Origin of the sequence: Limnomicrobium aquaticum (genome assembly GCF_040545545.1) — a bacterium.
GTDB classification, from domain to species: domain Bacteria; phylum Pseudomonadota; class Alphaproteobacteria; order Rhizobiales; family Rhizobiaceae; genus Ensifer_A; species Ensifer_A aquaticum.
Genome location: NZ_JBEPMB010000001.1, coordinates 1,546,826 through 1,571,501 on the forward strand (window position 1 = coordinate 1,546,826; position 24,676 = coordinate 1,571,501).

General features: G+C 61.8%; 19 protein-coding genes. 9 read left to right on the forward strand and 10 right to left on the reverse strand.

Going from position 1 to position 24,676, the window contains the following annotated elements:
• Positions 1-196 precede the first annotated feature (196 nt).
• Positions 197-1,861 carry an electron transfer flavoprotein-ubiquinone oxidoreductase gene (locus ABID16_RS07775; protein ID WP_354555716.1) on the reverse strand — a complete coding sequence of 555 codons (1,665 nt, stop codon included), beginning with the start codon at positions 1,859-1,861 and terminating at the stop codon, positions 197-199.
• 297 nt (positions 1,862-2,158) lie between these two features.
• Between ABID16_RS07775 and ABID16_RS07780 the strand changes: the two genes are divergently transcribed.
• The 6 genes from ABID16_RS07780 to ABID16_RS07805 all read left to right on the forward strand — a co-directional run bounded on the left by ABID16_RS07780 (position 2,159) and on the right by ABID16_RS07805 (position 5,989).
• On the forward strand, positions 2,159-2,950 hold the full coding sequence (locus ABID16_RS07780) for an SDR family oxidoreductase (RefSeq protein ID WP_354555717.1): 792 nt from the start codon (positions 2,159-2,161) through the stop codon (positions 2,948-2,950).
• Between the two features lie 30 nt (positions 2,951-2,980).
• Positions 2,981-3,172, forward strand: a complete 192-nt coding sequence (locus ABID16_RS07785) for a hypothetical protein (protein WP_354555718.1) — start codon at positions 2,981-2,983, stop codon at positions 3,170-3,172.
• Between the two features lie 128 nt (positions 3,173-3,300).
• Positions 3,301-4,587, forward strand: a complete 1,287-nt coding sequence (locus ABID16_RS07790) for an Hsp70 family protein (RefSeq protein ID WP_354555719.1) — start codon at positions 3,301-3,303, stop codon at positions 4,585-4,587.
• A gap of 58 nt (positions 4,588-4,645) precedes the next feature.
• Entirely contained in the window at positions 4,646-5,506 is an 861-nt protein-coding gene (locus tag ABID16_RS07795) for a uracil-DNA glycosylase (protein ID WP_354555720.1), read from the forward strand.
• Positions 5,507-5,673: 167 nt separating this feature from the next.
• A complete protein-coding gene (locus tag ABID16_RS07800) occupies positions 5,674-5,853 on the forward strand; it encodes a hypothetical protein (protein WP_230836591.1) in 180 nt (59 codons plus the stop codon).
• Positions 5,854-5,863: 10 nt separating this feature from the next.
• A complete protein-coding gene (locus ABID16_RS07805; protein ID WP_354555721.1) occupies positions 5,864-5,989 on the forward strand; it encodes a hypothetical protein in 126 nt (41 codons plus the stop codon).
• 12 nt (positions 5,990-6,001) lie between these two features.
• On the opposite strand, the gene ABID16_RS07810 is transcribed toward ABID16_RS07805, so the two are convergent.
• Positions 6,002-6,937 carry a DMT family transporter gene (locus ABID16_RS07810; protein ID WP_354555722.1) on the reverse strand — a complete coding sequence of 312 codons (936 nt, stop codon included), beginning with the start codon at positions 6,935-6,937 and terminating at the stop codon, positions 6,002-6,004.
• Between the two features lie 188 nt (positions 6,938-7,125).
• On the opposite strand from ABID16_RS07810, the gene ABID16_RS07815 reads away from it, so the two are divergent.
• The 3 genes from ABID16_RS07815 to ABID16_RS07825 all read left to right on the forward strand — a co-directional run bounded on the left by ABID16_RS07815 (position 7,126) and on the right by ABID16_RS07825 (position 13,676).
• Positions 7,126-8,136, forward strand: coding sequence for an alpha/beta hydrolase (locus ABID16_RS07815; RefSeq protein ID WP_354555723.1), 1,011 nt, complete (start codon positions 7,126-7,128; stop codon positions 8,134-8,136).
• Between the two features lie 106 nt (positions 8,137-8,242).
• The gene (gene pepN / locus ABID16_RS07820; RefSeq protein WP_354555724.1) at positions 8,243-10,894 is read left to right on the forward strand and encodes an aminopeptidase N; all 2,652 of its coding nucleotides are present in this window, start codon (positions 8,243-8,245) and stop codon (positions 10,892-10,894) included.
• A 346-nt stretch (positions 10,895-11,240) separates the two neighbouring features.
• Entirely contained in the window at positions 11,241-13,676 is a 2,436-nt protein-coding gene (locus tag ABID16_RS07825) for a PAS domain-containing sensor histidine kinase (protein ID WP_354555725.1), read from the forward strand.
• Here ABID16_RS07825 and ABID16_RS07830 read toward each other — a convergent pair.
• From ABID16_RS07830 to ccmI, 8 genes are all read right to left on the reverse strand, one after another.
• Positions 13,668-16,616 carry a bifunctional [glutamine synthetase] adenylyltransferase/[glutamine synthetase]-adenylyl-L-tyrosine phosphorylase gene (locus tag ABID16_RS07830; RefSeq protein ID WP_354555726.1) on the reverse strand — a complete coding sequence of 983 codons (2,949 nt, stop codon included), beginning with the start codon at positions 16,614-16,616 and terminating at the stop codon, positions 13,668-13,670. The two genes, ABID16_RS07825 and ABID16_RS07830, sit on opposite strands and share 9 nt — an antisense overlap.
• Before the next feature lie 38 nt (positions 16,617-16,654).
• Positions 16,655-18,079, reverse strand: a complete 1,425-nt coding sequence (locus ABID16_RS07835; protein WP_354555727.1) for a sensor histidine kinase — start codon at positions 18,077-18,079, stop codon at positions 16,655-16,657.
• A 5-nt stretch (positions 18,080-18,084) separates the two neighbouring features.
• A complete protein-coding gene (locus ABID16_RS07840; RefSeq protein WP_354555728.1) occupies positions 18,085-18,801 on the reverse strand; it encodes a response regulator transcription factor in 717 nt (238 codons plus the stop codon).
• 58 nt (positions 18,802-18,859) lie between these two features.
• Positions 18,860-20,416 (reverse strand): Do family serine endopeptidase, encoded by a 1,557-nt coding sequence (locus tag ABID16_RS07845; protein ID WP_354555729.1) that lies wholly within the window; start codon positions 20,414-20,416, stop codon positions 18,860-18,862.
• Positions 20,417-20,565: 149 nt separating this feature from the next.
• Positions 20,566-21,021, reverse strand: coding sequence for a cytochrome c-type biogenesis protein (locus ABID16_RS07850; RefSeq protein WP_354555730.1), 456 nt, complete (start codon positions 21,019-21,021; stop codon positions 20,566-20,568).
• Positions 21,018-23,009, reverse strand: coding sequence for a heme lyase CcmF/NrfE family subunit (locus tag ABID16_RS07855; protein ID WP_354555731.1), 1,992 nt, complete (start codon positions 23,007-23,009; stop codon positions 21,018-21,020). The genes ABID16_RS07850 and ABID16_RS07855 overlap by 4 nt, the downstream gene beginning before the upstream one ends.
• The gene (gene ccmE / locus ABID16_RS07860) at positions 23,006-23,458 is read right to left on the reverse strand and encodes a cytochrome c maturation protein CcmE (protein WP_354555732.1); all 453 of its coding nucleotides are present in this window, start codon (positions 23,456-23,458) and stop codon (positions 23,006-23,008) included. The genes ABID16_RS07855 and ccmE overlap by 4 nt, the downstream gene beginning before the upstream one ends.
• Positions 23,455-24,603: a c-type cytochrome biogenesis protein CcmI gene (gene ccmI / locus ABID16_RS07865; RefSeq protein WP_354555733.1), complete on the reverse strand. Its 1,149-nt coding sequence runs from the start codon at positions 24,601-24,603 to the stop codon at positions 23,455-23,457. Before ccmI ends, ccmE begins: the two co-directional genes overlap by 4 nt.
• Between the last annotated feature and the right edge of the window lie 73 nt (positions 24,604-24,676).

The following is a 24,676-nucleotide window of genomic DNA, read 5'->3' on the forward strand; positions in this document are numbered from 1 at the left end:
CGCCCCGTCCTCTGCCCCTGTGGGAGAGGATAGCCTGCCCCAAGAGCGACAAGCGATTGGCGTGGCAGGCTTGGTGAGGGGTCCATGCGGCAAATGCTGCGGCCAAAATCGGGACCCCTCACCTGCAAAATCTAGCACTTGGCTACCGCTAAGATGCTGATTTTGCTTCCTCTCCCACAAGGGGAGAGGAAAAGTCTCACATATTCGGATAAACAGGGCCCTCACCACCCTGCGGCGGCACCCAGTTGATGTTCTGGTTGGGGTCCTTGATGTCGCAGGTCTTGCAGTGGACGCAGTTCTGGGCGTTGATGACATAGGTCTGCTCGCCGTCCTTCTCGACCCATTCGTAAACGCCGGCAGGACAGTAGCGCGAGGACGGGCCGGCATAGACACCGAGTTCCGAAGCCTTCTGCAGCGCCATGTCCTTGACCTTGAGATGGACCGGCTGGTCTTCCTCATGGTTGGTGTTGGACAGGAACACCGATGAGAGGCGGTCGAAGGTGAGCACGCCATCCGGCTTCGGATAGTCGATCGGCTTGTGCTGCGAGGCGGGTTCGAGCGAGGCCGCGTCCGTCTTGCCGTGCTTCAGCGTGCCGAAGAAGGAGAAGCCGAAGAGCTGGTTGGTCCACATGTCGAGACCGCCCAGCCCAACGCCGATGGCGGTGCCGAACTTGGACCAGAGCGGCTTGACATTGCGCACTCGCTTCAGATCCTTGCCGATGGCCGTATCGCGCCATTCGTTTTCGATCTCGACCGGCTCGTCATTGGCGCGGCCTGCGGCAATCGCGGCGGCGACCTTGTCGGCGGCGAGCATGCCCGAAAGCACGGCATTGTGGCTGCCCTTGATGCGCGGCACGTTGACGAAGCCTGCCGAACAGCCGATCAACGCGCCGCCGGGGAAGGAGAGCTTCGGCACGGACTGCCAGCCGCCTTCGGTGATGGCGCGCGCACCATAGGAGATGCGCTTGCCGCCCTCGAACGTGCCACGGATCGCCGGATGCGTCTTGAAGCGCTGGAACTCTTCGAAGGGGAAGAGATAGGGGTTCTTGTAGTTCAGATGCACCACGAAGCCGACCGCGACGAGGTTGTCTTCGAGATGATAGAGGAACGAGCCGCCGCCGGTCTTCATGCCGAGCGGCCAACCGAAGGAGTGCTGCACGAGACCCTGCTTGTGGTTCTCGGGCTTGACCTCCCAGAGTTCCTTGATGCCGATGCCGAATTTCTGCGGCTCGCGATCCTTGGAGAGATCGAATTTCGCGATCAGCTGCTTGGCAATCGAGCCACGCACGCCTTCGGAAATCAGCACATATTTGCCAAGCAGCGCCATGCCGCGCGCATAGTTCGGGCCCGGCTCGCCATTCTTCTCGATCCCCATGTCGCCGGTGGCCACCCCGATGACGGCGCCGGCTTCGTTATAGAGCACTTCGGCGGCGGCAAAGCCGGGATAGATTTCAACGCCGAGTTCTTCGGCCTTCGTGGCCAGCCAGCGGCAGACATTGCCGAGCGAGACGATGTAGTTGCCGTGATTGTTCATCAGCGGCGGCATCAGAATGTTCGGCAGGCGGAGCGACCCGGCAGGGCCGAGCAGCAGGAAATGGTCGGCCTTGACCTCGGTCTTGAAGGGATGGCCCTCCTCCTCGCGCCAGCCGGGCAGCAGCGCGTCGATGCCGATTGGATCGACGACCGCGCCCGAGAGGATATGCGCGCCGACTTCAGCGCCCTTTTCGAGCACGACGACGGAAAGCTCCGGATTGACCTGTTTCAGGCGGATCGCGGCGGAAAGACCGGCCGGACCTGCGCCAACGATCACGACGTCGAATTCCATCGACTCGCGTTCCGGAAGTTCTGTCTCTCCGCTCATCGCTCTCTCCTCTAGCAAGCCGCAGATGTCTAAGTTCGCCCCACGCACGGCCCGACGATTAAAAATGGTCAGGCTTTTTGACAAAGGCTTTAGGCCTTGTCGAGCGTGGATGCGTCAAATCCTTTGCAATTCTTGCATGTGCGAAATTACAAACGATTTATCCACTTACGTTTACGTTAACGTCAATTAAATGGCAAGGAAAAATCGTGCAGGATGAAGCCCGAATGGCTCGTGATCGCGGCTTTGCGGATCGAGTCGATCAGACTATAAGTCGAGGGAAATAAAAGGAGAGACATCATGGATCTGGGTATTTCCGGCAAGCGCGCGCTGGTGCTTGCGTCGTCGCGCGGCCTGGGGCTGGGTATTGCCGTGGCGCTGGCACGGGAGGGTGCGGATGTTCTCCTGTGCGGCCGCAGCGCCGAAAAGCTGGCGGCCAATTGCGCGGCTATCAATGCCGAAGGCAAGGGCAAGGCGCAGTACGTTGAGGCCGATATCGCCGACAGCGGCTTCCCGGCCTTTATCGCCGCCGAAGCAGAACGTCTGCTCGGCGGCGTCGATATCCTCGTTAACAACACTGGCGGCCCTGTGCCTGGCACGGCGCAGGACGTGCTGACGGCGGACAACCTCAACACCTATTTCCAGTCGATGGTGGTCAGCGTGATTACGCTCACCAATCTCATCGTACCGCAGATGAAGGCGCGCGGTTGGGGCCGTGTGCTGACTGTTGCGTCTTCCGGCGTATTCGAGCCGATTGCCAATCTCGCGCTTTCCAACACGCTGCGCTCCGCACTCGTCGGCTGGAACAAGACGCTCTCGGCGGAGATTGCCGGCGCCGGCGTGACGGCGAACCTGCTGCTGCCGGGCCGGATCCATACCGACCGGATTGACGAACTCGACGGTGCGAACGCCAAGCGGAGCGGCAAGACGCTGGAAGAGGTGCGTGAGGCTTCGGTCAAGTCGATCCCGGCAGGGCGGCTTGGGACGGTGGAAGAGTTTGCAAGCGTCGGGGCGTTCCTCTGCTCCGTACCAGCCAGCTATGTCACCGGCACGCTGGTGCGCTGCGATGGCGGCGCGGCGAAGTCGATTTGATCCTTTAAAGCCCAAGTGGAGACCACCGCCATGAAACGTATCGTACTCGTCGGCATCGGCATTCTCGCCGTCCTGTTTGGTGTGGTCTGGATCGGTCAGGGAAGCGGCTATTTCCCCTACCCGGCCTCCAGCTTCATGATCGCGCAGCCGCAATGGATGCTCTATGGCGCAATCCTCGCGCTTCTGGGCATTGGCGCGATCGTCGCCGGGCGACGGATGTAATTTCTCAAAAACTTCATTGAGCACGCCTTGATTTCGCTCGGTCGCCATGCGATCAGGCGCGCCCTGCCATTTGCCTTCCATCCCTAAACACAGGCTGCGCCCTCCCCGCGGCCGGACAAGGATTTGCCATGACCGCCCTCGGCTTCGATTTCGGCACGACCAACACCGTGCTGGCCGCCAAGGCTGGCGATACGACCCGGTCGCTGAGCTTCACCAGCAACGCGGAGGTGACGGAAAGCCTGCGCACCTGCCTCTCCTTCATGAAGGACAAGGACCTGGGCGGGCTTGCGCTGAAAGTGGAAGCTGGCGCCGCTGCCATCAGCAGCTTCATCGAGAATCCGGGCGAATGCCGCTTCCTGCAATCGATCAAGACATTTGCGGCGAGCCCGCTTTTCCAGTCGACCATCGTGCATGCGCGCCGGCACTCGTTCGAAGACCTGCTGGAAATCTTCACCCGCCGCATGATGGCCTATTCGGGAGAAGGCTGGCCGTCCGATGTGACGCGGATCGTCGCCGGCCGTCCGGTGCGCTTTGCGGGCATGAATGCGGATGCGGAACTCGCCATGGAGCGTTACCGCACGGCACTGGCCCGTTTCGGTTTCCCGGATGTGCAGTTCGTTATGGAGCCGGTGGCGGCGGCCTTCTACTTCGCCCAGAATCTCGCGCAGGATACGAATGTCCTCGTTGCCGATTTCGGCGGCGGCACGACCGACTATTCGATCATCCGCTTCGAGAAGATTGCCGGCAAGGTGAAGGCGCAGCCGATCGCCCATGGCGGCGTCGGCATTGCCGGCGACATGTTCGACTTCCGCATCATCGATAACGTCGTGAGCCCGCAGATCGGCAAGGGCGGCTATTTCCGCAACTTCGGCAAGCGGCTGGAAATCCCGTCGAACTATTATGCGAATTTCGGGCGCTGGAACCAGTTGTCCATCTTCAAGACCCTGCGCGATTTCCAGGACCTCAAGTCGCTGGTGCGGCAGGCGGAAGACCCTGATCAACTGGAACTCTTCGTCGATCTCATCGAGCATGACGAGGGCTATCCGCTTTATCAGGCAATTTCGAAGACGAAATTTGCGCTGTCCTCGCAGGAAGAGGCCGAGTTCCATTTCGAGCCGCTGGGGCGCTCGGGCGACCGCGTGGTCAAGCGTTCGGATTTCGAGACCTGGATCGCACCGGATATCGCGCTCATGGAAAAGGCGCTGGACGAAACGCTGGCGGAAGCGAACATGCCGGAAAGCGAAGTCGGCGCGGTGTTTCTCACCGGCGGCACGTCCTTCGTGCCCGCCGTGCGTAATCTGTTCAGCCGCCGCTTTGGTGTGGAGCGGATTCAGGGGGGCGGCGAGTTGCTGTCGATCGCCCATGGCCTGGCGCTGATTGGCGAGCGCGACGATATCGTCGACTGGGTCTCGTGACCGCCGCCCCTGTGGATCAGCGTTTGCCGGTTCCCTCGCCATCCTTTAAAGAGGAGACATGATCGAAGTCTCACAGCTCAATGCCGGAGAACTGGCCGCGCTTCTGCATTTTCATGCGGATGCGGGGGTGGAGTTCCTGCTGGAAGATGAGGGGATCGATCGCTTTGCCGAGTTTGCGGCATCCGCTGCCATACGGGTGCCGGCACAAACTGCGGCTCCACAGGAGCGCGCCCAGCGACCAAGTGAGCGACAGAGCGCCGCCGCAGCAAAGCCCGCGCCACGCCCCGTCTCTGCGACCGCGGTTGCCATCCCCGGTGAGGAAGCCATCGAGATGGCTCGTCGTGCGGCAGAGGCTGCTACCAATCTTGCCGAACTGAAACAGGCCATCGATTCCTTCGAGGGCTGCAATCTCAGGGCCAGCGCACGCAACAGCGTCTTCCCGAGCGAGGCCGGCGCCTTGCCGATCCTCGTCTTTGGCGCAACGCCTTCGGCGGAGGACGACCGTGAGGGTATTCCCTTCTCGAGTGCGCATGGCGAGCTGCTGGCAAAGATGTTCGGCGCGATCGGCATCGATGTTGCCCAGACGACGCTGGCGCATACCGTTCCGTGGCGCCCGCCAGGCGGACGGCCCCCGACACCGGCCGAAGCCGAAATCTGCCGGCCGTTTGCCATGCGACTCATCGCGCTCGCCAAGCCCCGCTTCGTTGTCATGCTGGGCAACTTCACCACGCGATTCTTTACCGGATCGACCGAGGCGATCCACGCTCTGCGCGGCCAATGGTTCGAGATCGGCACACCACCAACGCAGGCCGTGGCCATGCTGCATCCACAGGATCTGATGACCGCGCCTCTCAGCAAGCGCTTGGCCTGGGCTGACCTGCTCGCCTTCGAGCAGCGTATGAAACAGGCAAATGCCTGATCGACCTTAAGAATTAGGGCGACTCCCGCCTTATTTGACAGCAATGTGTCGGAAGCCATGCGCATTGTGCATGGCAGTTGCCCGCTCTACCGCATTGCAAAAATCATGCTGCATTGCGATATTGCCTTCGTGTCTTGGGAGGAATCGATTTTTAAGGAACCAAGGCCATGCACGCTACCTTCCGCTCTACCCATTCGGGGTTTGAAACGCTACGCAAGATGTCCCGCACCCCGGGCCAGTCTGCCTATCGCCGTTTTCAGATCGCCACGAACGAACAGTTGACCGCACGCGGCTACGCAAACCCTGCCAAGCCGATGGCGCTGTTCAGCGATTTCATCCAGAAGTAAGGAGCCCGCGATGCGCTATAACCCCCTTCAGAACCTTGCCGGCACGATCAAGTCGGTCAAGCTCGCCGTTTCGGCCGCCAGCGACTACCGCGAGCGCACCGAGCGCCGACGCGCACGCGTATCCGGTCGCGTCTGATCCTGAAGCTCGTCACCCCTGTGGCGTGACGAGCTTTCGCATCGCCTTGCGCTCGAGTCCGAGGCGACTTTCGCGATAGATGATGAAGATGCCAGCGCAGATGACGATGGCGGTTCCGACAAGCATCATCGGCTCAGGCACATCTCCAAACAGAAAATAGGATACGATCAGCCCGAACACGATCGACGTGTATTCGAAGGGAGCGATCGTCGAGACCTCGGCATAGCGATAGCTTTCCGTCATCAGGATCTGCGCAAGCCCGCCGCAGAACCCCGCGATCATGAGCAACAGCTGCTGCTCCATCGTCATCGGTGGCCAGCCCAGCGGGATCGAGAAAAGCGAAAAGACGGACGCCGTCAGCGAGAAATAGAGCACGATCGTCGAGCTCTTCTCTGTCTGCACGAGACGACGCACCAGCAGCATTGCGACAGCACCCAGAGTGGCCGAAGCGATCAGTGCCATCGCACCGAAAGCCGCTTCCGACGAACCCGCATGCTCGATAAGCGTGAGCTTTGGCCACGAAATGATGAGCACACCCGTCAGGCCGATGATGACCGCGGTGATGCGATAGATGCGCAGCACCTCTTTCAGGAAAATGGCCGCGAAGATCACCGAGAAGAGTGGCATGGCATAGTTGATGGCGATGGCGTCCGGTAGCGGCAGGCGCACCAGCCCGTAGAAGCTGAAGGTCATCGAGACCACGCCGACAAAACCTCGCGTGATCTGTCCCCAGATGCTCTTCGTCTGGAAGGCGGTCTTCAACTCCCCTCTCCATGCCAGATAGCCGAGAATCGGAAAGATCGCGAAGAAGGATCGGTAGAAGGTGATTTCGCCGGTCGCCATGCCGTCGCCTGCCATCTTGATGCAGGTCGACATCACCAGAAAGACGAGCACGGAGAGGATTTTGAGCACAATCCCCCTAATGGGGTTGGCAGCTGAGCTTTGCATTTCATTTCCGGGAATTGGCAGCCGAAGGGCGGACCGTGCCGATTTGGCACAAACGCGATGATGACCGCCCAAATGTAGCAGGTTTTAGGCGTCGGTCATGCCGAAATCGCGAGAGAAATCGAAAGAATATGCTTGTATTCTGAACACCGAAAATAAGCGCCCACCTAAAATTTCGGGAGGAAATGCCGATGAAGGCGCTCGGTTGGTTCAGTCTGGCACTGCTGGCGGTCGCCTTCTTTGCTCTGTTTGCGATCCAGAGCCTAGTTGCGATGAACAGGCCCCGCGAGCCCGAGGAGCTGCGTAAGACTGCGGTCATCGAGATGCCTGTGCCAACCGCCGGCGAGAACGCCTCTATTCCCCGTGTCGAGAATTTCGAGGCGAGAGACCGCTCCCTCATCGGTTACCGGCACTATCACAGCAAACAGCCTACTCGGATCAAGCTTTATCTCGTCCATGCAGAGACCTGGGACGATCTGCAGTTCACTGCGCTGGCCACCACGCTTGCCACACGTCTGGGTCTTGCCGATGTGTTCACCTTCGACATGCGGGGCCATGGACAAAATCCTTTGCATCGTGGCGATGTCGCCTATGTGGGCCAGCCGACGGATGATCTGGCCGATCTTGTCCGGGCAACCTCCGCGCAGGGCGATGTGGTTGTCATTGGCGGTCATTCAGCCGGCGCGGCCGTGGCGGCGCGGTTTGCGGCAGCGCCCGGCCAGATCAAGCTGGCAGGCCTGCTGCTGCTGGCGCCAGTTCTTTCACAGGATTTTGAGGCAAACAAAGCAGACTTTGGCGGATGGGCCTTACCGCTGAAGTGGCGGGTCGCGGCTTTGAAGTTGCAAAACGCCATTGGTATTCACTGGTCGGATCGGGAAGTCGCCGTGCAATACGCTGTCCCGCAGGCTGTCTGGGAGGGTCCGCTCGGGTTTTCGGTCACCAGCGACTACACATGGCGCTTTGTAAAATCCCTGCAACTCCCCTCACCCGACGGTTCTGACCTCGGAAACGTGCGCGCTCCCTATCTTGCAATCGTCGGGAGCGACGATGAAGTGATTGACGCTGCGAAGCTCGAGCAAGCCATCAAGACATTCAACAAAGTCGGCGAGACGTCAGTTGTGCCGCAAGAAACGCACTTCAGCATCGTCAATTCGCAACAAACTTTAGCAATCCTTCAGAATTGGCTGTCAAAATTGCACTGAGGAATGTCTTTCCCGCCTGCAGGAAAGACAAACTGCGGGCGTGGATTTGCGGATTTCCAGGCCGGTATGGGGACACGGCAAGTATCCGCCGCACTCGGGACATTTCATGCGCACTGAAACGGGCCAGGTTTTCACTCTGGCGGACTACAAGCCCACAGACTTCATCCTCGAGCGCATCGACCTGACATTCGAGTTACATCCGCTGGAGACCAAGGTCACCGCGCGGTCCCTCTTCCATCGCCGCCCTGGCGCGGCCACGGATGCGCCGCTGATCCTGGACGGCGACGAGCTGGTCATGACATCGCTACTGCTCGATGGGATCGAATTGGCGCGAGACCGCTACGAAGAGACAGGCAGGCATCTGGTCATCGACGGCCTCCCCGAAGAAATCGCCTTCGAGATCACGGTGGAGACGATGCTGGCGCCGGCCAACAATACACAGCTGATGGGGCTCTATCGCTCCAATGGCGTCTATTGCACGCAGTGCGAGGCCGAAGGCTTCCGCCGCATCACCTATGCCTATGACCGGCCCGATGCGCTGGGCGTCTACACGGTCCATATCATCGCCGACAAGGCGACCTGCCCTGTCATGCTGTCCAACGGCAATTGCATCGGCAAGGCCGGCTATGGCGAAGGCAAGCACTTTGCCTCCTGGTTCGATCCGCACCCCAAGCCGTCCTATCTCTTCGCGTTGGTCGCCGGCGATCTCGGCGTCGTCGAGGATACGTTCACGACCATGTCCGGCCGCGAAGTCGCGCTGAAAATCTATGTCGAGCATGGCAAGGAGCCGCGCGCGGCCTATGCGATGGATGCGTTGAAGCGCTCGATGCACTGGGATGAAGAGGTGTTCGGTCGTGAATACGATCTGGATATCTTCATGATTGTCGCGGTCTCCGATTTCAACATGGGGGCCATGGAGAACAAGGGCCTCAACATCTTCAACGACAAGTATGTTCTCGCCGATCCGGAAACGGCCACCGATGCCGACTTCGCCAATATCGAAGCGATCATTGCGCATGAATATTTCCACAACTGGACCGGCAACCGCATCACCTGCCGCGACTGGTTCCAGCTCTGCCTCAAGGAAGGCCTCACCGTCTATCGCGACCACGAGTTCTCCGCCGACCAGCGCTCGCGCGCTGTCAAGCGCATTACCGAAGTTCGGCATCTGAAGTCCGAGCAGTTCCCGGAAGATGCCGGGCCGCTTGCCCATCCGGTGCGGCCGACGCGCTACAAGGAAATCAACAACTTCTACACCTCGACCGTCTACGAGAAGGGCTCGGAAGTCACCCGCATGATCGCGACCATTCTCGGCCGCGAGACGTTCAAGCAGGGCATGGACCTCTATTTCGAGCGGCACGACGGCAAGGCCGCGACGATCGAAGATTTCGTCAAATGCTTCGAGGACGTTTCCGAGCGCGATCTGGGCCAGTTTTCGCGCTGGTATCATCAGGCCGGAACGCCGCTTGTCAGCGTTTCGACCGAGTATGACGCAGACCAGCAGGAGTTCAGTGTCTCGCTGGAACAGATCGTGCCGCCGACGCCGGGTCAGGCGCGCAAGGAGCCGATGCATATTCCGCTGAAATTCGGCCTCATTCTGCCGAACGGAAACGAGGCGGAACTGGACGGTGTCACCGGGGGGGATGTCACGGAAGACGTGCTGCATCTGACCGAGCGCAGCCAGACCTTCACCTTCACGAATATTCCGGCGCGTCCGGTTCTGTCGCTCAACCGCGGCTTCTCCGCGCCGATCAACGTGGATTACACGCTGACGACGGAAGATCTCACGCAGATCGCCGTACACGATCGCGATCTCTTCGCCCGATGGCAAGCACTGAACAGTCTGGCGCTGCCGGAGCTGACGGGTGCGGTCAAAGCGCTGCGCAAGGGCGACGCTCCGACCTTCAATCCCGCCTTCATTGCCGCGCTGCTTGCTGCAGCGGCAGACGAAGATCTTGAACCCGCCTTCCGGGCGCAGGCGCTAGCACTGCCGAGCGAAAGCGACCTCGCCCGCGAGATCGGCGCGAATAACGATCCAGATGCCAATCTCGTTGCACGCCTCAGCCTGCTCAACGCCATAGGACTGACAGGGCGGAAGATCTTCGCGAACCTGTTCGAGACGATGTCGTCGTCGGCACCGTTCAAGCCCGATGCGGCGAGTGCCGGCAAGCGTGCGCTGCGCAACACGGCACTGACCTATCTCTCCTTCGCCGACAACGATCCCACGCTTGCGCGCGAGACCTTTGACAAGGCCGACAACATGACAGACCTCAGCCATGCGCTGACGGTGCTGGCGCATCACTATCCGGATAGCGCGGAAACGGCGGAGGCTCTGGAGGCATTCGCCAAGCGCTTCGAAGGCAATCCGCTGGTGCTGGACAAGTGGTTCGCCATCCAGGCGACGACGCCGGGGCCGGATGCGCTGGACCGTGTCAAGTCTCTGATGGAAAGTCCGCGCTTCAATGCCGGTAACCCGAACCGCGTGCGCGCGCTGATCGGCACGTTTGCGTTTTCCAATCTCTCGGGCTTTGCCCGTGCGGATGGCGCGGGCTTCGCCTTCCTCGCCGATCAGGTTCTCGACATCGACACGCGCAACCCGCAGCTTGCGTCGCGACTTCTGACCTCCATGCGCTCCTGGCGCATGCTGGAACCGCAGCGCGCCGAATACGCAAAGCGCGCGCTGGCGAAGATCGATTCCTCAGCCAGCCTTTCCGTCGATGTACGCGATATCGCAGAGCGCATGCTGCAGGACGCCTAAGTCCCGCAAAAACCGGTGCATAATCCAGACGCCCGCAAAAAGTGATTTGCGGGCGTTTTGAATCCTGCGCGTGCAACGCAACATTCACGCAAGCTCCGGGCTGAAAAAGTCCACGAACTCAACAAGAAATTACGCGCAATTTCATATGGTTAAAAAAGAGTTACGATTTCTGCTGGACAAGGGGAATCAGCTTTGATTCACTAGAATCACTTCGGGCACGGCGGCCCGAATCACCTGCAATTGAAGACCGGAAATTGGCTCCGGCATAGGCAGGGACGAGTGACATCCGGCGGTCTCATGCGATGCGGGCATGAGGTGGATGTTCAAGCACAGGAACGGGGAAATTATGGCGGACGCGCAACGGGGAAGCGTAGCCGATGGTCGGCTGCGTTTGAAGTTTCCGGGGGTGGGTGCAATGCGGCACTCTTTCCATGTTCGGAGCCATGTTCGCGGTGATATGCCGGGTCATGCTCCGGGTTACATTCCCGGACGTACTTCCGACCGCGCGCCGGGCCGCAGCCCGTTTTCGGCCGGGCGGACAAGCGGCCGGCTGGAGCCGATCCTGAAGCGGTCCATCCCGGTTCTCATCGTGGCTTTCCTGATCGTCGTTGCGGCTTCCCGAGTCATGGGCATCTATCTTGAGCGTGACCGGCTGGAAGGCGCCGTGCGCCAGGCCACCATTCTGTCCGTTGCTGCAGCCTCTGCCGCGCTTGCAGAACATGCCGATTACTTCGTTTCCGCAAGGCGGCCGGAGGCCGAGGCACTCCTGAAGCGCTACCTTCCGCAGGAACGGCTGCCCGATGCCGGCTTCGTTCTGCTGGTGCAGCGTTCCGGCCAGGTCTTTGCGGCATCGCCGGCCGGTGCTGCGTTTGTCGGCCGCTCGCTCTCCTCAATCGCGCCGGACGCGCGCATGACGAGCGCCTTTGGCGATCGGGCGGGCACCTTCCACACGGCAGTCGGCGGACAGGATCACTACATGGCGATCGCCGCCCTGCCAGAGGATGCCGGCTATATTCTCGTGGCCAACTCCATGGCCGATGTGGACGAGCGCTGGCGCGACGAGGTTTCGCTGAATGTCACCCTGTTTGCCGGCATTACCTCGATCCTCCTGGTCATCCTGATTGCCTATTATTCGCAGGTGAAGCGCACCCGCGACGCAGATCAGGTCTTCGTCGAATCGAATATGCGCGTCGAGACCGCGCTATCGCGCGGCCGCTGCGGGCTCTGGGATTTCGACATGCAGAACCGCACGCTGTTCTGGTCCCGCTCCATGTATGAGATGCTGGGCCTGCCGCCGGCAGCAGCGGTACTAAGCTTTGGCGATGCCGCACGCCTCATGCATCCGGACGATGGCAGCGTCTATTCGCTCGCCCGCTCGATCATTCGCGGTGAGTCCAAGCAGGTCGACCGCGTCTTCCGCATGCGCCATGCCGATGGCCATTACGTCTGGATGCGCGCCCGCGCCCAGATGATCCGCACCGCTTCGGGCCGCGATCGCCTGATCGGCATCGCCATGGACGTAAGCGAGCAGCATCGCCTGGCCGAGCGCTATGCGGAAGCAGATCAGCGTCTCGCAGACGCCATCGAGTCGACTTCCGAGGCCTTCGTGCTCTGGGACAAGAACGATCGTCTCGTGATGTGCAACAGCCATTACCAGCAGGCTTATGGCCTGCCGGAAAAGGTGCTCGTGCCGGGCACCGAACGCGCCACCGTCAATGCCGCCGCCGCCCGCCCCGTCATCGTGCGCCGCATCGCGGACCCGGACCAGGCCGGCGTCTGCTCGCAGACCTCGGAAGTGCAGCTTGCCGATGGCCGATGGCTGCAGATCAACGAACGCCGCACCCGCGACGGCGGCCTCGTTTCGGTCGGCACCGACATCACGGTGCTCAAGCGCCATCAGGAGCGCCTGCGCGAATCCGAACGCCGGCAGATGGTCACGATCGGCGACCTCTACGCCTCGCGCAAAATTCTCGAGAAACAGAAGGCGGAGCTCTCGCTCGCCAACGAGAATTATGTCTCGGAAAAGGAACGCGCCGAGGCCGCCAACCGGGCAAAGTCCGAATTCCTCGCCAACATGTCGCATGAGCTGCGCACGCCGCTCAACGCCATCCTCGGCTTTTCCGAAATGCTGCTGAACCACATGTTCGGTCCGCTCGGCTCGGAGAAATACGATGAATATGCGCAGGACATCTTCGACAGCGGCAAGCATCTGCTGAACGTCATCAACGACATTCTCGACATGTCGAAGATCGAGGCCGGGCATATCAAGATCGAGCGCGAGCCGGTCGATCTCGCCCCCCTGATAGAAGAAGCCGTGCGCTGCATGGCGGTCACCGCCGAATGCAAGGCGATCCATATCGATCGCGAAGTGAGCGCCGGTCTCGTCCTTCCTGCAGACCGCCGGGCGATCAAGCAGGTCCTGCTCAACCTTCTTTCCAATGCCGTCAAGTTCACCGGGCATGGCGGCACGGTATCCCTTCGCGCCCGCATGCATGATGGAGCGGTCACGGTATCGATCAGCGACACCGGGATCGGCATTCCGCGCGATGCGCTCAAGAAGATCGGCCAGCCCTTCGAGCAGGTGCAGAGCCAGTATGCCAAGAGCCAGGGCGGCTCGGGTCTGGGGCTTGCGATTTCCAAGTCCCTCATCACGCTCCATGGCGGCCGCATTCGCGTGTTCTCGCGCGAAGGCCGTGGCACGACGATTTCGCTGCGCATCCCGACGCCCGCTGCCGAGCCTGTCGTGGAACCGGCACTGGAGCCGGTGAAGATCTCAGCTTGAGGCCTTCATCAACATCTGGAAGGCCTTGCGCACCGCACGGGTCCTGGCCTTCATATCCGCTTCCAGAAACTTGATGTCGGGCGCATTCGCGACCCGGCAAACGAGGTCCACCAGACCGCCCGGCGCATCCTTCGGCTCGAACCCGCCGTCGATGCAAAGACGGATGACCTGAGAGAGATTGCTTAAAAGCGCGAAGGTCGTCGCGACAGTCTCCATATCGTCCTGAGACAGCGCCTGCGGACCAAGCCGCTGCAGCACCTCGCCCGTTGGCGTTCCGGCTTCGATGCCACCCTCCGCCATCATCGTCAGAAACTGTGCGATGAATTCCATGTCGATCAGGCCGCCGGGGATCAGCTTGAAATCGAAGGCGCCGGATGGCGGCTTTTCCTGATCGATCAGGGCACGCATTTCGGCCACGTCCTTGGCGATCTTGGCACGATCGCGTTTCATCGCGACAATCTCGCCGATAATAGCCTGTGCCTCCTGCATCAGGCTCTCGTCGCCCGCGATCGGTCGGGCGCGCGTCAGCGCCATATGCTCCCAGGTCCAGGCCTCCTCGCGCTGATAACGGGCAAACGCGTTGATGCGCGTGGCGACCGGCCCCTTGTTGCCGGATGGGCGCAGGCGCATATCCACTTCGTAGAGCACGCCTTCGGCGGTAGGTGCCGAGAGTGCCGCGATCAGCCGCTGTGTCAGGCGTCCAAAATAGCGATTGGCGTCCAGCGGCTTCGGCCCATCGGATTCGGCCGCTTCACCATCGTAGTCATAGAGGAGGATGAGATCGACATCGGAGCCGGCCGTGAGTTCGCGGCTGCCCAGTTTGCCCATGCCGATGATGGCGGTGCGACCGCCGGGGAAGCGACCATGCGAGGCCGCAATCTCCGTCTCGACAGCAACAAGCGCACGCTCCAGCGTGAGTTCGGCCAGATCGGAGAATGCAGCGGCGGCACGCGGGCCTGTGATGGCACCAGTCAAAAGGCGAATGCCGATGAGGAAGCGCTGTTCGGCCGCAAAGATGCGCAAGCCGTCCAGCACGTCTTCGAAATTGCGCGCTGTGGCCAGCGCCTGCCCCAGCCGCTCGGCGAGATAGGCGCGCTCGGGAACGCGGGTCAGCAGCGTCGGATCGAGCATACCGTCGAAGACATGCGGGCGCGCCGCGATGATGCCAGCCAGCCGGGGTGCGGCGGCCATGATCATGACGAGCAGGTCGAGAAGCGGGGGATTGTTGCCAAGGAGGGAGAAAAGCTGGATGCCGGCAGGCAGACCGGCCATGAAACGGTCGAAATGCATCAGCGCATCATCGGCGCGCGAGCTTGCTCCGAAGGCGGCCAGAAGCTTCGGCATCATCTCCGTCAGCCGCTCGCGCGCTTCCACGGAATGCGTGGCGCGGTAGCGGCCCGAATGCCAGGTGCGAATGACGCGGGAGATATCCGCGGGGCGCTGGAAGCCGAGGCCTTCCAGTGTCTTCAGCGTGTCGGGATCATCTTTCGTGCCGGTGAAGACGAGATTGCCCGAGCTGCCCGAGAGTTCCGCCGCCTGTTCGAAGAGCTTGGCGTAACGATCCTCGACCGTGCGGAGCACCGAGACGAGACGGGTCGAGAAGGACTTCACGTCCCTGAACCCCATCATCAGCGCGATGCGTTTCAGTTCGGCTTCCTTGTCGGGCAGGATGTGGGTCTGCTCGTCATGCACCATCTGGATGCGGTGCTCGACATCGCGCAGGAACCAGTAGGCCGAGGTCAGCGTCTCTGCCGTCTCCACGCCGATCCAGTTGGCGCGGGCAAGGCCGGCGAGCGCATCGTCCGTGCGACGAGACCGCAGCTCCGGCATGCGGCCGCCTGCGATCAATTGCTGCGTCTGGGCGAAGAATTCGATTTCGCGGATGCCACCGCGCCCGAGCTTGACGTTGTGACCCTTGACCGCGATCTCGTCGAAGCCCTTGTGCAGATGGATCTGCCGCTTGATTGAATGGATGTCGGCGATCGCCGCATAGTCGAGATATTTGCGGAAAATGAAGGGTATCAGTTCCTTCAGAAAGCCCTCGCCCGCCGGAACATCGCCGGCGACGGGTCGCGCCTTGATGAAGGCGGCGCGCTCCCAGTTCTGTCCCCTGCCCTCGTAATAGATCAGGGCGGCTTCGACCGGGATCGCAAGCGGCGTGGAGCCTGGATCGGGGCGCAGCCGCAAGTCGATGCGGAAAACATAGCCGTAGGCAGTCCGCTCCTGCATGATCCGCACCAGCCGGCGGCAGAGCCGGGCGAACGCCTCGGACGCCTCGTCGGGATCGGTGACGATGCCACGGTCGGGCTCAAAGAAAACGACGACATCGATGTCGGAGGAGTAGTTCAGCTCCGACGCGCCGAGCTTGCCCATGCCGAGCACGATGAGGCCGGAGCCCTGCGACGGATTTTCGGGATGGGCAAGCTTGAGCTTGCCCTGCTCGTCGAGGGAAAGGAGCAGGAAGTCGACTGCCGAGGAGAGGCAGGCGTCCGCCAGACGGCTGAGCCAGCGAGTGGTCTCGGGCGCTTCGAAATAGCGGGCGAGATCGGCGAAGGCGAGAAGGAAGGACACCTTGCGCTTGGCGAGACGCAGGCGGTTCATCAAAGCCGTTTCGGCGCTCGTACCACCCTCTTCCGCGGCAGACCAGCAATCGCGGGCGGCGCGGATTTCGGCCTGGATTTCCACCGCGATATCGCCGAACAGGGCCACATCCAGAAGCGGCGGCGCGATGCGGGCTATCTCGGCGAGATAGGGGGAAAGTGACAGAACGGCCACGGTGAAATCGTGCAGCGCGCCCTCGGAAGCGGCGAGCACCTTCAGGCGCTCGCATTCGCGCCCCGCCTCGCGCAGCGCCTGCAGCGCCTCCCTGGCGGCTGTCTTGTTAGGCGGTTCGATCGGGCTCGCCAACAGGAATTCGGCAAGCGTTGCAGGCCTCGACATTGCGCATCCTCCCGCGCCCGAAGGCCGGAGATAGCGGATCAGGCGGCATTCAGCGGGAACAGCATCCTGACGGTGAGTCCCTTGTTTTCCGCAGTCTCGTCTTTTGTGGATGCAAGTTCAAGCGAGCCGCCGTGGAGCGCGGCAACGGCCTCCACCATCGAGAGACCCAGACCCGTGCCCGGCTTAGTGCGGCTTTCGTCGATGCGGACGAAGCGCTGAACGGCGTCCTCGTAACGATGCGCCGGAATGCCCGGCCCTTCGTCAGCGACCGTCAGCAGCGCCTTGTCGCCCTGTCTGGCAAGCGAAACCGTGATCGCGCTTCCCGTGACATCGCCGGCATACTTGACCGCGTTGTCCAAAAGATTGAAGAGCGCCTGACCGACCAGTTCGCGGTTACCGTGTATATGAATTCCGGAGGCGATCTCCATCTTGAGCGTCAGCCCCGCCTCCTCAAGCACCGGCTCGTAGAGCTCTGCACTGTCGGCGGCAATCGCGCTCAGGTCGATGTCGTTCATCTCCGCGGTCGAGGAGCCAGCCTCGACGCGCGAAATCATCAGGAGTGCGTTGAACGTGCGGATCAGCTGATCCGATTCGGCAATGATGCCTTCCAGCGACTGGCGATATTCGTCTTCGTTCGTCGAATGCGCCAGACCGTCGGTCGCCTTGTTGCGGATGCGGGTGAGCGGCGTTTTCAGGTCATGCGCGATATTGTCGGAGACCTGCTTCAACCCCTCGTTCAGCTTCTCGATGCGGCCGAGCATGCTGTTGAGCGAGGTCGACATGCGATCGAACTCGTCGCCCGAGCCGACGACGGGCAGGCGTTGCGAGAGATCACCGGCCATGATCTTGGCGCTGGCATCCGACATGCGGGCAATGCGGTTCAGCGCGTTGCGGCCGATGAAGAACCAGATGACGAGCGCGCCGATGCCCATGACACCCAGCGCCACCACCAGCGCCTGACGGACGAGCACCTTGAAATGCTCCGGCTCGCCGAGGTCGCGTCCAACGAGGACACGAAGGCCATTGGGCAGCACGAAGACATTTGCGAGCGCCATATGCGGCTGGAGTTTGGACTTGTCCTTGTTTTCATCCCCGAAGCGTTCATAGCGGAAGGGCGTGTCCGTCCAGCCCGGATCACCCATGATGCCCGGCTGGATCGCGGCAACGTTGCCGGCGAGGAAGTCGCCCGAGGGGCCTGCAATGACATAAAGGTTTGCGCCGGGCTGCCGAGAGCGGCGCTCCAGCGTCTTCACCAGACCATTCAATCCGCCCACTTCATAGATGTGGCTGATTTCCTCTACTTCCGCCGCAATCGCATTCTGCGTCTGCTCACGCAGAAAGTTCGCCGACATGCCCGCGACATAGATCACGAGGAAGGCGGCGCAAAAGGCGAAAAGGAGGATGTAAAGAGCCGAAAGCCTGACAGCCGTGCTCTTCATCAGGATTCGAAGCTGATGAAGCATGGGGCTTACGCTTCATCCTTGATCATGTAGCCCGCGCCGCGCACCGTCTTCAGAAGCGGCCGCTCGGTGTCGCGCTCGATCTTCGAGCGAAGGCGGGAAACGTGAACGTCGATGACGTTGGTCTGCGGATCGAAGTGATAGTCCCAGACGTTTTCAAGCAGCATGGTGCGAGTGACGACCTGCCCGGCATTCTTCATGAGATATTCCAGCAAGCGAAACTCGCGAGGCTGCAGCAGGATTTCCTTGCCGCCGCGCTTCACCTCATGGGCAAGCCGGTCAAGTTCGAGATCGCCGACGCGGTAGACCATGTCCTTGTCGGGCGCACCCTTGCGGCGGCCCAGCACTTCAACACGGGCGAGAAGCTCGGAGAAGGCGTAAGGCTTCGGCAGATAGTCGTCGCCGCCGGCCCGCAGGCCTTCGACGCGGTCATCGACCTGGCCGAGGGCCGAAAGGATCAGCACCGGCATGTCCTTGCCGCGTGCGCGCAGTTCCGTGATCAATGAAATGCCGTCGCGGCGCGGCAGCATGCGATCGACCACCAGAACGTCATAGGAATTTTCCGAAGCCATGAAGAGACCGCTTTCGCCGTCGCTTGCATGATCGGCCACGATGCCCGTCTCGCGAAAGGCTTTCGAAAGGTAGGCCGCGGCCTCCAGGTCATCTTCAACAATCAGAATCTTCATACGCATGATGATAGCCTCTCCAGCGGAAAATGGCGACATGAGGCGCGCGGCGCCGGATTTCTCCAGCGCCGCCCGTTCATGAGCACCTAAAGGGGGATCAACCCTTGTCGGTCGGCAGGGCCACGAAGCGGCTGCCGTTGTCGGTCTCGACCTGGAAGAGCGCCTTCGAGCGGCCTTCCTTCTTGGCAGCGTCGAGCTGGCTGGCGATGTCCTTGCCGGAGCTGACGTCCTTGTTGTTGACGGCCGCGATGCGGTCGCCCTGCTTGATGCCGGCGTCGGCGGCTGCCGAGTTCGGATCGACGGAGAGGATCTGCACACCCTTGCCGTCATCGCTCGGACCGACGGTGATGCCGAGGGATTCCAGCGAGGTCTGCTTCTGCTCGCCCTGATCCTGCTGGCTCTTGTCGTCCTTGGCCGCCATCTTCTGTTCCGGCGGCAGCGTGCCCACCGTCAGCTGCAGCGTCTGGGACTTGCCGTCGCGCCAGATCGTGATGTCGGCCTTGGTGCCCGGACGCATGCCGCCGATGCGCTTGGCGAGATCGCGGGCATCCTTGACCGGCTCGCCGTTGACGGCGGTGACGACGTCACCCTTCTTGATGCCCGCCTTGAGACCCGGGCTGTCTTCCTGCGGCTGGATGACCAGCGCACCCTGGGCCTGTGCCAGGCCGAGCGATTCAGCGATGTCCTTGGAGACAGGCTGGATCTGCACGCCAAGCCAGCCGCGATCAATCTTGCCGGACTTGATCAGTTCGGAGACGACCGTCTGCGCCGTGGAGGCCGGGATATCGAATGCAATACCGATGCTGCCGCCCGAGGGAGAGAAGATCGCGGTGTTGATGCCGACGACTTCGCCATTCAGGTTGAAGGTCGGGCCGCCCGAGTTACCACGGTTGACGGCTGCATCGATCTGGATGAAGTCGTCATAGGGGCCTGAGTTGATGTCGCGGCCCATGGCCGAAATGATGCCGGCGGTGACGGTGCCACCGAGGCCGAACGGGTTACCGACAGCTACGACCCAGTCGCCGACATTCGCCTTGGCGTCGTCGGCCCACTTGACGTAGGTGAACTTGCGGTCCTTGGCCTCGACCTTCAGGACAGCGAGGTCGGTGCGCGGGTCAGTGCCGACGAGCTTGGCAGGCAGTTCCGTGCCGTCGTTCATGACAACGACGTAGGCGCTACCGTCATTGACGACGTGGTTGTTGGTGACGATATAGCCGTCTTCAGAAATGAAGAAGCCGGAGCCCTGAGCAACCGGGCGCAGCGGGCCCTTGTCGCCGGGCTTCTTCTGACCCTGCTGCTTGCCGGGACCCTGGCCATCCGGGCCGCCGAACTGCTTGAAGAAGCGCTTCAGCGGGCTGTTGTCGGGAAGCTGGTCGAAGCCGGGGCCGAAATCGAAGTTGAAGCCGCTGGCGTCATCAGAAACCTGCTGGACGCGGGACTCGACACGGACCGAGACGACGGCGGGAGAAACGGCTTTCACGATGGGCGCGAAACCCGTCATCTGGGGGGCTTCGATGCGGACGGGCTCGGCAAATGCGCCAGTCACGCGCGCCGGCAGACCCGAGGAGAGAAGGACGACCGCAACGCCGGCAACCGCCGTCGACTTGAGGATCGTCTTGTAGGACAGGCCACGATTGGAATTCGAAGAAGACATTGGATCTACCACCCTTTTTCAGTTGTCAGGTTCATCTATCGCGAACCTGATCAGTTGATGACAAAGAGATAGACCAGAAGACCTTACTGTGAAGTGGCTAAGGAATGAATTTTTCGTAATGTTTCAGAAAAATCATAAGTGAAGCATAGTTATTCTTTGAGAAGTGCTTCAACGCGCGCCTTTTCTTCATCGGTCAAAGCAACCGCTTTTCGCTTCGTATTGCGGGATACGGCAACGAGGCCAAGGGCCATGATGCCGATCAGGGCGAGCACAGCCGGCGCGCCCCACAGAAGCAGCGTATGTTCGGACAGGCGCGGCTTCAGCAGCACGAACTCGCCGTAGCGCGAGACCAGATAGTCATAGACCTGCTGATCGGAGGCACCGGCCTTCAGCCGCTCGCGCACGAGGAGACGGAGATCGCGCGCCAGTTCGGCGTTGGAATCGTCGATGGACTGATTCTGGCAGACGAGGCAGCGCAAATGAGAGGAGATTTCGCGCGCGCGGGCCTCGAGCTGAGGATCGGCCAGAACCTCGTCCGGATTGACCGCATGGGCGGGCATCGCAGAAAACAGAAGAAACAGCGCGAGGACGAGCCGGCGGATCATTCCGCTGCCTCCAAGGCGGGCGCTGCAACCTTCCTGGCCCGCCGCGCCGGCGCGCCGACACGCAGGCGCCGGTCGGAGAGCGAGATGAAGCCGCCGAACATCATGATCAGCGCACCGAACCAGATGCAGACGATGAAGGGCTTCCACCAAACGCGCACGACAATCCCGCCGTCCGGCATCACATCGCCCAGCGCGACATAGAACTGGCTGACGCCGAAGGTGCGGATGCCGGCCTCGGTCGTCGGCATCTGGCGGGCCATGTAGACACGCTTGGACGAGGAAATCGTGCCGAGCGATGAATCGGCCTTCGAGAGGCTGAAGCTGCCGCGATCTTCCGTGAAGTTCGGCCCCTGCCCGCGCTGCATGCCCTCGAACTTGAGCACATAGCCGCCCGCCTCGACCGTCTGGCCAGGCTTCATTTCCAGAACGTTCTCGGTCTGGAAGGAACTGACGGCGATGATGCCAAGCACGCTGACGCCGAGGCCGAAATGGGCAAAACCCGTGCCGATGGCCGAGCGCGGCAGGCCGGTCAAGCGGCGCAGCGCGGTCGAGAATGGAACCTTGCCAAAACCGCCGCGCAGCCACAGATCGGTCAGCGCGCCCACCATGAGGTAGAAGGCGAGCGCCATGCCGAGCACGGCGAGAACAGGGCCGCCGTTTTCGAAATACCAGATGGCGATCGCGATGATGAAACCGGCTGCAACGGCGAAGAAGAGTCGTTGGGCAGCACCGAGCAGGTCGGCGCGCTTCCACGCGAGCAGCGGACCGAAGGGGACAGCCAGGAGAAGCGGCAGCATCAAGAGGCCGAAGGTCAGGTTGAAGAACGGCGCGCCGACGGAAATTTTCTCGCCCGTCAGCGATTCCAGCGCCATCGGATAGAGCGTACCGATGAGGACGGTGGCGGTCGAGACCGTCAGGATCAGGTTGTTCAGCACCAGCGCGCCTTCACGCGACACAGGTGCAAACAGGCCGCCGGCTGTCAGGCTCCCGGCGCGCAGAGCAAAGAGCGTCAATGCACCGCCGATGAAGATCACCAGAATGGCGAGGATGAACACGCCACGCGAGGGGTCGCTGGCGAAGGCGTGGACGGAGGTGAGAACGCCCGAGCGGACGAGGAAGGTGCCGAGCAGCGAAAGCGAGAAGGTCAGGATCGCCAGAAGCACCGTCCAGATTTTCAGTGCCTCGCGCTTTTCCATGACCAGGGCGGAATGCAGCAGCGCCGTGCCGGCAAGCCAGGGCATGAAGGAGGCGTTTTCGACCGGATCCCAGAACCACCAGCCGCCCCAGCCGAGTTCGTAATAGGCCCAGTAGGAGCCCATGGCGATGCCGGCGGTGAGGAAGGTCCAGGCGGCCAGCGCCCAGGGGCGCACCCAGCGCGCCCAGGCGGCATCGATGCGGCCTTCCATCAGCGCGGCAACCGCGAAGGAGAAGCAGACAGAGAAGCCGACATAGCCGAGATAGAGCAGCGGCGGATGGATGGCGAGGCCGACATCCTGCAGAACCGGGTTCAGATCGCGGCCTTCCGGCGGCGGCGGGGAGATGCGCAGGAACGGGTTGGAGGTGAGCACGATGAAGAGGATGAAGGCCGAGGAAATCCAGCCCTGAACGGCGAGGACATTGGCCTTCAGCGTCGCCGGCAGATTGCCGCCGAAGATGGCGACGAGCGCGGTGAACAGCGACAGGATGAAGAGCCACAGCATCATCGAGCCTTCGTGGTTCCCCCAGACGCCCGAGACCTTGTAGAGCGTCGGGATCAGCGAATGCGAATTCTGCCAGACATTGACGACGGAGAAATCCGAGACGAGATGCGCATGCATCAGGATGCCGAAGGCGATTGTCACCAGAGCGAACTGCGCCAGCGCCGCCACAGGCGCGACCGCCATCAGGTTCGCGTCACCGCGCCGAGCGCCGAGGATCGGCAGGACAGAGAGAACAATGGCGGTGGCCAGCGACAGGACGAGCGCATAAAGGCCGAATTCGATGATCACTGGATCTTCTCCTTGCCGCTCAGCTGGACGCCCTGCGCCTTCAGCCGGTCCGCCACATCCTTGGGCATGTAGGTCTCGTCATGCTTGGCGAGCACCGTATCGGCCACGAAGACCGGATTGCCGGAAACGAAAGATCCTTCCGCCACCACGCCCTGCCCCTCGCGGAACAGATCGGGCAGAATGCCGGTATAGGTCACCTTGACGGTCGAAATCGTGTCCGTCACCTCGAACGTCGATGTCGTCCCCTCGCCGCGCACCCAGGATCCGGTCTTCACCAGCCCGCCGAGGCGGATGCGGGTTCCGGGCTTGACGTCAGCCTTCTGCAGATCGCCGGGCACGTAGAAATAGGACACCGACTGGCTGAAGGCGAACATGATGAGCAGGACGGCAATCACGATGAAGCCGACGCCGCCGGAAATGATCGCGAGGCGCTTCTGTTTGCGGGTCATGGTTTTGCCTCCGGGGCCTTGATGCCTAGCTGGGTGGCGAGCGCGACAAGCTGCTTGCCCTGCTCCCCTTCAGCCGGGAACGCCTTCAGCGCGCGGGCGAGCGCATCGCTCGCCTTGTCGGCCTGCTTCAGCATGGCATAGGAGCGCACCAGACGCATCCAGCCTTCGAAATTGTTCGGATTGCTTTTCAGCTTTTCGTCGAGACCCGCCACCATGTTCCCGATCATCTGCTGGCGGTCGCCGGCGTTCATGTCCTGGGCAGCCGCAACATCGGCAGCGGTGGGATTACCCGGCGCATCGGGATTGGGCTTCGTCTCGGCCGGCCCCTTCTGAAGCGTGGCGATGTGCTGCGCAACGATAGGCTGCCACGGGGCATCCGGAGGCGAGGTCTTGGCAAGAGACTGGAACGCCGCCAGCGCCTCCATGCCGCGCCCTTCCTGCTCCAGTGCAAAGGCGAGATAGAATTCCGAGCGGGCGTCGTTCTTGTCGAGGCTCAGGGCCTTGCGGAATGCGTCGGTCGCTTCGGAATTGATCAGCCCCTGATTGGACGAGACGATGGATTCGCCGAGACCGGAAAGCCGCTCGGCGCTTTCGCCGCGAATGCGGATGGCCTGACGATAGGCATTGGCCGCATCGGCGGGCCGGCGGTTGCGCAGATAGATGGGAGCGACGAGATCCCAGCCTGCCCCGTCATCGGGGTTCTGGATCAGATGATTTTCCGCCTTGGCGAGCAGAAGAGCGACGTCGTTGCCGGGATTGGCAAGGCGCGCGGCCAGCGGCGCATCAGGCACACCGGGGCTGCCGGCATGGAGATAGAGGCCGATGCCGATGGCAGGAAGAACGAGGATGATGAAGGCCTGCGCCAGCGGATGGCGGCTCGCCTTGGCAGCGACGCCCGTCTCCTTGCTGGCCTTGTCGGCAGATGACAGCAGCCGGCGACCGATTTCGGCGCGCGCATTCTCGGCCTCTTCCGCAGAGATCAGGCCTGCGGCGGCGTCGCGGTGGACCTCCGCCATCTGATCGCGATAGACCTCCACGTCATGGGCGTGCTCGCCGCCAGCCGTTGCGGAGCGGCGCAGCAGCGGCGCGAGGAGGGCGACCGCCAGAAGCGCGGTGACGCAGGAGACAATGATCCAGAATAGCATGCCGCTCAATTACCCGAATGCCCGTTGGTTTCCAACTGACAAAAGGCAATACACGGCAATTTGACGCGGGCGT